Source organism: Sphingomonas sp. Sph1(2015), from assembly GCF_001970915.1.
Classification (GTDB): domain Bacteria; phylum Pseudomonadota; class Alphaproteobacteria; order Sphingomonadales; family Sphingomonadaceae; genus Sphingomonas; species Sphingomonas parapaucimobilis.
In genome coordinates this window covers 40,583-50,457 of the sequence record NZ_MQUI01000028.1, presented here as the reverse complement: position 1 = coordinate 50,457, position 9,875 = coordinate 40,583, and the positions used below count along the sequence as shown (strand labels likewise).

Below are 9,875 nucleotides of genomic sequence, written 5' to 3'. Positions count from 1 at the left end.
TCGGGCTACGCCCGCCCTACGCCGCAACCAGCGCGAACGGTGCACCCGTCATACCCGTCACGCTGCTCGACGAAGGGGGTCCCTTTTGGACGCCGATAGGGGGTCCTTTTTGGACGCCGATTGACACCCAGCGGTTGGGAAGCGCCTCGCAAACTTCTCGAAAACGCTCCACGTGGTCCTTGGTAATGCCCTGGATGGTCATGTTCCCGCCGCACGCAAAGTCGAACAGGCGGACGGCGGTACGGACCTGCTCGATGCTGTTACGGCTCCAGGCTTGCTCAGATTGAAAAGCTGTGACGCATTCCTCCATTGATTCCGTGAGCAGCTTCGAATGCTCCGCCTCGACATTCGGGGCCAGCTGGACGGGTGGCGGGAAAACGTCCGCAGATTTGGCAGATGAGGGAGGCGTAGCTTCAGCAGCAGCGGCTTTAGGTGTGACGCATGCTTCGAAAATTAGCGGATCGTGCGCCGCGAGTGCTTCTTTGGCCCATTGACCAAGATCGCCAGGTTCAGTGCCGAGGTGGTCGTTAGCTGCATCGCAAGCGGCCGCTCTCGCGCTAAAGACCACTTGTTGAACGCGCGCGTGATTGACGGGCGATAATTCGAAGCCGAAGTGCTCGGCATAACTTTGAAGTTGACGGAGGGAAACGAGAGGACCGCTATGCCGGTCCACTTCTTCCAGCAGGAGCTCAACGTCCGCATCCGACCATCCGCTGCGGATCAGGCGCTGTTGATCGTCATGCGGCCATCGGGCATCGGGTCCATGGTTCGCGCGGTGACGCCACAGTTCGGCATAGATGCGGTTGGTCTGTCGATGAGCGGCCACAGGCTCGATACTGCCGATCTGGCTTTGCAGGATGCGGTCCAGCTGCCACCGCATCGCGTCTTGAAAGATTCGCTTGAGCGTTACGGCGTCGATTGAGGACCCACGTTGTCCGTACGCCAATCGCAACTCCTCCAAAGCGCCACCAAGGCGTTCGGCGATACCGCGGGCATGGTAAAAATTTGCTGTACCTAGCGGTAGCCCGATTTGGATCGTCGTACCGTGAAGGGTGAACTTGCGACGCCACCAAAACAGGTGTCCGCGTCGTGTGAGGTTTGGATGCTTCATCGCATGCACGTCCGTGTACAGCGAGGGAGACACTCTGGGGGACAGAGATACCCTCGTGAAAGTTTAGGACGTATTCACAACGACTTAAATGCGTGTGGTCGGGGAGAGAGGATTCGAACCTCCGGCCCCTGCCTCCCGAAGGCAGTGCTCTACCAGGCTGAGCTACTCCCCGACTAGAGAGTACGGATCGGTTTTCAGAGCCTTTCGGGAAGGCCGATCCGTGCTGGAGGCGCGCCAATAGCCAGCGGCTCCGATGGGTGCAAGAGGTTTTTTATCCGTCGCCCGATTTATTACAGATTTCGCCCCAGTCGTCCCGCCAGATCGACGATATATTGCCATGCCACGCGTCCCGAACGGCTACCGCGGCGGGTTGCCCAGTTGACCGCCTCATGGCCGTCGAACGGCAGGTCATGGCGTGTCGCATAGGCGCGCACGATCGCCAGATATCCGTCCTGATCGAGCGTGTGGAAACCCAGGCTCAATCCGAAACGGTCGGCGAGGGCCAGTTGGTCGTCCACCACATCGCGCGGGTTGATCGCGCTGTCCTGCTCGCTGAGATCACGAGGCAGCAGATGGCGGCGGTTGGCGGTAACGAGCAGACGGACATGCGCCGGTCGCGCCTCCGCCCCGCCATCGAGCAACGAACGCAACTTGCGCGCCTCACCCGCTTCCTCAAAGCCCAGATCGTCGATGAAGACGGCAAAGGCCCGGTCGACGCTCTCCAGCATCGCGAACAGTTCGGGCAGGCTATCGAGCGTGTCCACCGACACCAGGGCCAGCCGCCCCGGACGATCCGCCTGAACGGCGGCGACGCCCGCCTTGACCAGCGCCGACTTGCCGGTGCCTCGTGCCCCCCACAGCAACACGTCCTGCGCGGCATGTCCGTCCGCCAGACGCGTCAAATTCGCGAGCAGAGCCGCACGCTGCTGGTGAAGCCCTTGCAACAGGTCGAGCGGCACCGGTGCGAAACCGCGCGCGGCATGCAGCGCCCCGCTCCGCCAGATATAGGCCGGATGCGCCAGCGGATCGGCGGACGGCGCCAGCGGCGGCGCCAGCCGTTCGAGGGCGGCGGCGATACGTTCCAGGACGGGGGTGGCGAGGTCGGTCATGGCGCCGCTGGTACGGCACCACTCCCCTCCTGCCAAGCGCGCCGCGTCAGAGTTGGGCGCGGTGTGCCAGGATCGTGGGGTCACCCGGTGCGAGGGCCAGCGCCTTGTCGAACAGCTGCCGCGCGCCCTCGCGCTCACCCGCCACGGCCAACGCTCGGCCATAGGCATCGGCCACGCCCGCATTCATCGGCGCCAGTCGATAGGCCGCCGCTGCATAGCGCCGCGCGACCACCCCATCCCCCGCCTCGGCATAGGCGACGGCCAGATCGTGGAGCAGCGCCACGTCGCGCAGACCGAGCTGGGTACGCAGCCCCTCCAGCGTCTCGATCGCATCGTCCCAGCGCCCGGCGGTCATCTGCCACTCGGCGAGCAGGCGGCGGGCGGGGATGCTCTGCGGATTTTGCGAGAGATACAGGCCCAGGCTCACCGCCGCGTCACGGGCATGTCCGGTCCGCTGATAACCGTCGATCAACCGCAACATGGTCGGCGCGTCAAAGGTCAGGTCCGCCGCCCTGGCATAAGGACCCAGCGCGGCGGCATGTTGCCCGGCGGTGGCCAGCGCATCGCCATAGGCCAGCTGCGCCGCCGGAGCACCCGGGCTTGCGCGGACCAAGGACCGGGCGACTTGGATCGCCCCAGCATGATCGCCCTGGCTCGCCAGCCCCCGGATCAGGCCGAGCGCATAGGTCGGGTCCGTCGGGGACTCGGCCGCCGCCATCTTCAGGTCGTCGACGGTGCGGTCGGGGCGGAAGATCGCGGCGTCGCCCCGCTGCCCCGCCGCCGTTCGATCGGTCAGCGTCAACGCGTTCTCGGGATCGGCTATCATGCCGAGCCGCAGCGCATATCCATCCGCATCGGCCCGCGTCAGGATCGGGCGCAGCGTCGCCAGCGCGGCGGGCCGGTCCCCCACACCGAGCTGCGCCGCCGCCAGCAGCTCGCGGGCGGCCACGTTCATCGGCTGCATCGTCACCAACCGCGTCCAGGCGCGCGCCGCGCGCTGCGGCCGTCCCTGCGCATAGGCGATCGCGCCCTCCAGCATCGCCGCGGCGGGACGCATCCGCAACGCACCGCCGGTAAGCTGGAGCAGTTGCTGCGCCAGTGCATAACGCCCCGCCCGCGCGGCGATCACGGCCTGAAGGTAGAAGGCGTCGGGATTGCCGGGCTGCGATACCAGCGCAGAGCGGGTCGCCGCCAGCGCCTCGCTCGCGCGCCCCAGATCACCCAGCGTCGCGGCATATTGGATGAGCGCTCGCAGATGATAGGCATCGCGGGCCAATGCCGCCCGAAACCAGGGCAGGCCCGCCGCCAGTCCGTAGCGGGCGCGCAGCACCTCGCCCTGCAGCGTCAGTGCATCGGGATCCGCAGGAGCCAGGGCCGCCGCTCGTGCCGCCGCCTGCGACGCTCCGTCCATATCGCCCGCACCGAAGCAGCTGCGCCCCAGATCGGTCCAGATGCGTGCGTCATCGGGATAGAGGGCGACAAGGCCTTGCAGCGCCTGTCGCAGGGGAACGCCGCCATCCTCTTGCGCCGCCACCTGCGCCGCGATCCGCGCCATCGCCGCGTCGCGCTCAACAGGCATATGGTCGACCGCATCCTGCGCGCCTGCCAGATCGCCCTGGAGAAAGCGCGCCTCGGCCCGCGCCGCCAGCGTCTGGTCCCGCGGCACGCCGTCCTTCAGCGCCCGGTCGAGCGCGGCGTCCGCCGTCACGCCCTCGCCCAGCAACAGGCTGGTCCGTGCCAGCATCATCTGCGCCGCCTGCGACCGGGGGGCCGCCTCGGCTGCCTGCCGGGCCTGGTCATGCGCCGCATGGTAATTGCCCGCGTCCAGCGCCGCCGTGGCGCGCCGCAGCGCCTGGGCCGGATCGACCGGCGGCTTGCTGGTGTAGACAAGGGCCAGCAGCCCCGTCACGGCCATCCCGATGACGCCCAGCACAGCCAGGATGCGGAGACGCCGCTGGACCGAGCGCCGCCGCCAGATGCGCCGCTTGCGCCGCATCATCGGATAGGGATGCGACCGCCGCCGGTCGCGTCCCCTTGATATCGCCCTCCTGTCCTCGCTCACGATCAGCGCGCGCCCGAGGGCCAGAGGATCACCCGCAACGTCTGAAGCAGGATCAGGGCGTCGAGGAAGGGGGAGTAGTTCTTGGCGTAATACAGGTCATATTCCAGCTTGTGCCGCGCATCGTCGATCGAGGCGCCGTAAGGATAGTTGAGCTGTGCCCAGCCGGTGATTCCCGGCTTCACCATATGACGCTCGGCATAGAAGGGAATTTGCTGCTCCAGTTGCTCGACGAATTGCGGACGCTCCGGGCGCGGGCCGACGAAGCTCATCTCGCCCATCAGCACCGACCAGATCTGGGGCAGTTCGTCGATCCGCACCTTGCGGATGAAACGCCCGACACGGGTGATGCGCGGATCGTCCTTCTCCGCCCAGACCGCCTGCCCGGCCAGTTCGGCATCCTGCCGCATCGAACGCAGCTTCGGGATATCGAAGGGCTGGTTGAACAGGCCGACGCGCCGTTGCCGATAGAAAGCTGGTCCGCGCGATTCCAGCCGGATCAGGATGGCCGTGACCAGGATTACCGGCACCGCGAAGACCAGCAGGATCAGGCTGACCGAAATATCGAAGGCGCGCTTGGCCATAGACGACCACATGCGGCCCGACGCGAAGCCATCGGAAAAGATCAACCAGCTGTGGCTGACCGAGGCGAGGTCGATACGGCCCGTCTGCTGCTCCAGAAAGGTCGATATCTCCGATACATGGACGCCCGTCGTACGAACGCGCAGCAAGTCCTGATAGGGCAGCGAGCCGCGTCGTTCCTGAAGCGCCAGCACCACCTCGCCCGCTTCACGCTCGAGCACGAAGGCCGACAGGCTCGGGATGGCGGAACGCGGCACGGCGCGCGGGACCGCATTCTCCTCCGGGCGCATCGCGATCGCGCCTGCGATCACGAAATTGGAGCCCGGCCGTTCCGCCAGCGCGGCGATTTGCGCCGCCCGCGCGCCCGCACCGATCAGGACCACCCGCCGCTTGAACCGATCCCCCCCCAGATATCGCCCGAGCAGCCCACGCACCACGACCAGAAGCACCGATGCGAAAACCATGGAAAAGAACAAGCTGGATCGCCAGTAGCTGACACTGGGAAAGAAGAAGAAGATCAGCGAAAGGAAGATCACGCCCAGCGAGATCGCCACCATCAATCGCGCTGCCGCGAACCGGAGCGACAGGAAGGACGCCGCCGTATAAGCCCCGACCGCCAGCAGCGAAATCTGAAGCGGGATCGCGAAGCTGAGCACCTGCGGCAGCCGTTCGGCAAAGCTGCCGACAGGATAGTCGATCTGATGCGCGCGCAGGACCCAGCCCAGCTCCGCCGCGACCATCAGCAGCAGGAAGTCGGCCAGGCCAAGCAGCAGCGCCGCATGGGGGACATAATGTTTGAACAGACGGATCATCTAATGGACCGGCTTCCCCGACGCACACCCTGAGCCCCGTCATTGGAGCGATTTTCCATATTTTTGCAAATAATGACAAACGAACCGTGAAGATATGCGTTATGCAGGCGTTACAACCGATCCCGCCGCCATGTCATTCCCGTCTGGCGCGGACAATCCTGAGGGGCATTCATGCATAATCCGATCGTGCCGGTCATCCTTTCCGGCGGATCCGGCACACGCCTGTGGCCGATGTCGAAACCGGAAATGCCCAAGCAGCTGCTGCCGCTGACCTCTGACGAGACGATGTTGCAGCTTACCGCGCAACGAACCATTTCCAACGACTTCGCCGCGCCGATCGTCGTTGCCGGACAGCGCCACGCCGACATCGTCGAGGCGCAGCTGACCGAAGCGGGCACGCCGCCCCAGGCACTCATCCTTGAGCCGGTGGCGCGCAACACCGCCCCCGCGATCGCGCTGGCCGCCCTGGCCGCCAAGCCCGAGGACGTGCTGCTGGTCATGCCGTCGGATCACGTCATCGCCGATCTCGACGCCTTCCACGCCGCCATCCGCTCCGCGCTGCCGATGGTGTCGCAGGGCTGGCTCGCCACCTTCGGCATCGCGGCCGACAAGCCCGAGACCGGCTATGGCTGGATTCAGGTGGGCCGCGAGATCGCGCCGGGCGTGCATCAGGTCGCGCGCTTCGTCGAAAAGCCCCGGCTGGAACGCGCAGAGGCCATGCTGGCACGCGGCGACTATGCCTGGAACGGCGGCATCTTCCTCTTCCGCGCCGACCGGTTCCTCGAGGAACTGGGCCAGCACGCCCCCGAAATGCTCGTCGCGGCCGAAAAGGCGATGCGTGCCGCCAGCCATGACGGCAAGCGTATCTGCCCGAACGAGGCCGATTTCGCCGCCTGCCCGTCGGACTCGATCGACTATGCCGTGATGGAGCGCGCGGACCGCGTCGCGGTCGTACCCGTCGCCATGGGCTGGAACGATGTCGGCAGCTGGGACGCGCTGCATTCGATCAGCGAGCTGGACGGCTTCGGCAACGCGCATCGCGGCGAAGTGCTGGCGATCGATACCAAGAACTGCTTGATCCGCACCGACCGGGTCCGGGTGGCGGCGGTCGATGTTCAGGACCTGATCGTCGTGGCCAGCGGTGACGATATCCTGATCCTGCCGCGCGGCCGCAGCCAGGACGTCAAGAAGCTGATCGAGGCGATGAAGCGCTGATAGCGGCGACCGGGCTGCCCGTACCCGGCAGCCCGGTCATCCGGTGACGGCCAGAATCTCGTCGATGGTCGTCGCGGTCACGCCATGTTTGGCCAGCCGCTCAAAGGCCTGATCCCACCACCGATCGAACATCGCCCGGTCGCGCGCATCGCGGACATAGGGCGTATGCCCCGGCTCCAGCGTCGGCGAGTGGAAGGAGAAGGTCAGCAGCCGCACATCATCGTCCAGCGCCCGGTCGATCCCCGCCAGTGCGTCGGTGATGCCCACGCCCTCGGGCGTCAGCGGAATCCGGTTCAGCAGCCCGGCCCGGGCGAGGATACCGTGCCCGCGCGGCCAGCGTCCTGCCCGGCGATACAGCCCCGCCCCGCCCCGCCGGAGCAACCCGGTATAGACACTGGTCAAGGGCAGTTCGACCATCCCCTCGCGGCGAAAGCCATGCGCGTCGATCGCGCTGAAATCCATGCCGCCGCCTGGCTCATAATCATGGCAGGCCCGCATGGAACTGTCGATCCGATAGCCCCGGGAAGCCAGTAACGCCAGCGAGGCGGGACCCAGGCCATAACGGCCCGACCGGAAGAAGCGCGGCCGCGCGCCAAAGGCCTGGGCGAGCCTGTCCGTCAGCGTGTCGAGCTTGGCGGCTTCCCATTCGAGCGGCAGATTGCCCGCATGGCTGGTGAAGGGATCGACAACCTCATGATAGGGCGGCGTTACCCAACCATGGAGTTGCGCCCCGATCTCGGAGCGGCCATCGGCCAGGCATTCGGACAATATGTCCACGGCGGCGGGGTCCACCGCGACCGGATAGTCCACCATGCAGGCCAGGCCGACACCTGCCTCGGCAAAGCGGCGATGGGCCGGACCGAAAGCCCGCATCGCCTTGGTCGAACGATGGCGCGGATCGAGCGGCGCGGTCCAGTCAAACTCCTCCTCGACATCGACCGTCACCAGGAACCGCCGCCCAAAGGCTTCGGGCCAGACGATCCGCTCGGCAGCGGAGGCGGCCTCATGGCGCCGGGGGCGAGCGGCGTTGGGCATGATCAGGCGTTCGACGCCTGCCCTGCGCGCTGGTCGCCACCGATGGGCAGCGCCAGTACGACCCGGTGCAGACCGATGGTCAGGCCGCCCCCCATCTCGGCCCCCAGCTTGTCGATCAGGCGCAGCGAGAAGCCCGTGCCCAGCAGGGGCGCGCCGTCGCGCTGTTCCTCGTCCCCCGCCTCGCTGAGCAGCGCGGCATCCGCCTCGACGGTCAGCGCGAGCGGGCGATCGATCCGCAGCGCCGCCATATCCTGGTCGACCGACAGGCTGGCCGACAGACGCTCTCCCACCACGCAATTGGACAGGAGCACCGAGAACAGACGGGTCAACAGCCGCTCGCACGCCCGATCATCGGCCAGTGCCGACAGGTTCGCGGACGCCGGATCGAAACGGATTTCGGCACGGCGCAATTGAGCCAGTGGCCCCAGTTCGGCCAGCACCCGCTGGATCAGCGGCGCGAGCGGAACGATGGTCGGTCGCAGCTCCAGCACATGCCCCTCGATCCGCGCGGCGGTGTCGAGATCCTCCACCGAGGCCAGCAGATCGGCAGCCATGGCGCGGATCGCGCTGGCACGATCGCGATAGACGGGCGCCACCGGCCCCAGCAATTCGCTTTCGATCAGTTCGGCAAAGCCCGCGACCGCATTGGCGGGCGTGCGGAGCTCATGGACCAGCTGGCGCAGCGAGTCGGAAGAGGACGTCTCGGGCGCTGCCTCGACCACATTGGCCATCTCGTCCCGGCGCGGGCGACGTCCGCTGCCGCGATAGCCCGCATAACGCCCCGACGCGGGGTCGAAAAAGGGCATGGCGGAGACCCGCCACGATCCTGCCGCCGCCGAACTGCCGCCGATTTCCAGCCGCGCGTCGCGAAAACCGGAGCGGCGGCGAAATGCGCCCATCGCCACGCCGTCGAACTGCGCCAGGCCCTGCATCGCGGTCTCGGCGATGCTGACGCCGACCAGCGGCCCACGCGTGACGCCCTCGACGCCCAGGATCAGGCCGTTGGCGTCGGTCTCGAAATCGAAATGGGCTGGTCCGGCATCATTCTGCGTCGCGCCGGTCACTTCCTCGCGCCGCTGGTTGAAGGCGTCGATACGCGCCACGAGATCCGCGATCTCGTAACGTGGCGGCGCGGCTGGCGGCGGGGCGTGGCGCATCGCCTCGGCCATGAAGGGCAAGCTGCGTGCAACCTGGCCCAGCGCGACGAACGGCGTGGCCGCCTGGGTCGGCAGCGGGTCGAGCATGATCGACACCGGCGCGGCGTCGGGTTCTTCGACGGGCTGCGGAGCCATCACAGGCTCCCCCCCTACGGGCGCGGCGGGGACCGGCTCGACCAGCGGTTCGGACACGGTTTCCAGCGGCACCGCGGCGACGTGCGGCGCTGGCTCGGCCGCGCCGGCGAGGTGCGGCAGGACAAAATCGACCGGGCCGAAACTCTCCAGCCCGCGAATCACCCTATCGGACAGATCACGACGGTGCCGCAGGACCGAGCGGGTTCGCGGGTTCAATGCGGGGAGGATGGCCAGCCAGTCCTCATCCGCCAGTTGCGCGCTGCGCAGCACGGTCGCGGCGACAGGTAGCGTGTCCTGGGCGAAGAATGCCACCAGCGCGATGGGCGGGCGACCGGTACTCAACATGCGTGCGCTGGCGATGCGCACCCCTTCGGCCACCCTGTGCCGCAATTCGGCGAGCCGCTCCAGCATCGGCGGATCGGCGGGCACGCGCCCACGGCTCATCAGGTCGATCAGCTGCCGCCAGGCAGTCTGCGCGCCGAAAGGCGTCGCAGTGTCGGCCGATAAAATCGTCGCCAGACTATCGTCGAACCGCACTGAGCTCCCTTCACGCATGGCCGATTGGCCCTAACGCCCCTGTCTTAACGTCCTTATCCTTCCAACTGGTAACCTGCAAATATCCTTATTGGTGGCGTTGCAATGCCCGAGAATTACGGTAGT

7 protein-coding genes and 1 tRNA gene are annotated in these 9,875 nt (G+C 66.9%); 1 reads left to right on the top strand and 7 read right to left on the bottom strand.

Translation table 11 applies throughout. The features are described 5' to 3' along the window. Positions 1 to 16: 16 nt before the first annotated feature. From BSZ14_RS19350 to BSZ14_RS12330, 5 genes are all read right to left on the bottom strand, one after another. Entirely contained in the window at positions 17 to 1,111 is a 1,095-nt protein-coding gene (locus BSZ14_RS19350; RefSeq protein WP_139330437.1) for a hypothetical protein, read from the bottom strand. A gap of 95 nt (positions 1,112 to 1,206) precedes the next feature. Beyond that, positions 1,207 to 1,283 (bottom strand) — tRNA-Pro (locus BSZ14_RS12345). Between the two features lie 118 nt (positions 1,284 to 1,401). Next, positions 1,402 to 2,220 carry an ATP-binding protein gene (locus tag BSZ14_RS12340; protein ID WP_076711147.1) on the bottom strand — a complete coding sequence of 273 codons (819 nt, stop codon included), beginning with the start codon at positions 2,218 to 2,220 and terminating at the stop codon, positions 1,402 to 1,404. Between the two features lie 46 nt (positions 2,221 to 2,266). After that, positions 2,267 to 4,219 (bottom strand): tetratricopeptide repeat protein, encoded by a 1,953-nt coding sequence (locus tag BSZ14_RS12335; protein ID WP_076711146.1) that lies wholly within the window; start codon positions 4,217 to 4,219, stop codon positions 2,267 to 2,269. A gap of 65 nt (positions 4,220 to 4,284) precedes the next feature. Continuing rightward, complete coding sequence (locus BSZ14_RS12330; protein ID WP_076711145.1) at positions 4,285 to 5,673, bottom strand: TIGR03013 family XrtA/PEP-CTERM system glycosyltransferase; 1,389 nt, start codon at positions 5,671 to 5,673, stop codon at positions 4,285 to 4,287. Positions 5,674 to 5,844: 171 nt separating this feature from the next. On the opposite strand from BSZ14_RS12330, the gene BSZ14_RS12325 reads away from it, so the two are divergent. Further along, a complete protein-coding gene (locus tag BSZ14_RS12325) occupies positions 5,845 to 6,888 on the top strand; it encodes a mannose-1-phosphate guanylyltransferase/mannose-6-phosphate isomerase (protein ID WP_076711144.1) in 1,044 nt (347 codons plus the stop codon). A 36-nt stretch (positions 6,889 to 6,924) separates the two neighbouring features. Here BSZ14_RS12325 and BSZ14_RS12320 read toward each other — a convergent pair whose 3' ends face one another. Together BSZ14_RS12320 and BSZ14_RS12315 are read right to left on the bottom strand one after the other, a co-directional pair. Then, positions 6,925 to 7,923: a polysaccharide deacetylase family protein gene (locus BSZ14_RS12320; RefSeq protein WP_076711143.1), complete on the bottom strand. Its 999-nt coding sequence runs from the start codon at positions 7,921 to 7,923 to the stop codon at positions 6,925 to 6,927. Positions 7,924 to 7,925: 2 nt separating this feature from the next. Then, the gene (locus BSZ14_RS12315) at positions 7,926 to 9,752 is read right to left on the bottom strand and encodes a sensor histidine kinase (protein ID WP_241823743.1); all 1,827 of its coding nucleotides are present in this window, start codon (positions 9,750 to 9,752) and stop codon (positions 7,926 to 7,928) included. Positions 9,753 to 9,875 lie beyond the last annotated feature (123 nt).

Coding starts and splice junctions, on each gene's coding strand:
- BSZ14_RS12325 (WP_076711144.1), top strand. CDS start 5,845: ATGCATAATCCGATCGTGCCGGTCATCCTTTCCGGCGGATCCGGCACA.
- BSZ14_RS12320 (WP_076711143.1), bottom strand. CDS start 7,923: ATGCCCAACGCCGCTCGCCCCCGGCGCCATGAGGCCGCCTCCGCTGCC.
- BSZ14_RS12330 (WP_076711145.1), bottom strand. CDS start 5,673: ATGATCCGTCTGTTCAAACATTATGTCCCCCATGCGGCGCTGCTGCTT.
- BSZ14_RS12340 (WP_076711147.1), bottom strand. CDS start 2,220: ATGACCGACCTCGCCACCCCCGTCCTGGAACGTATCGCCGCCGCCCTC.
- BSZ14_RS19350 (WP_139330437.1), bottom strand. CDS start 1,111: ATGAAGCATCCAAACCTCACACGACGCGGACACCTGTTTTGGTGGCGT.
- BSZ14_RS12335 (WP_076711146.1), bottom strand. CDS start 4,219: ATGATGCGGCGCAAGCGGCGCATCTGGCGGCGGCGCTCGGTCCAGCGG.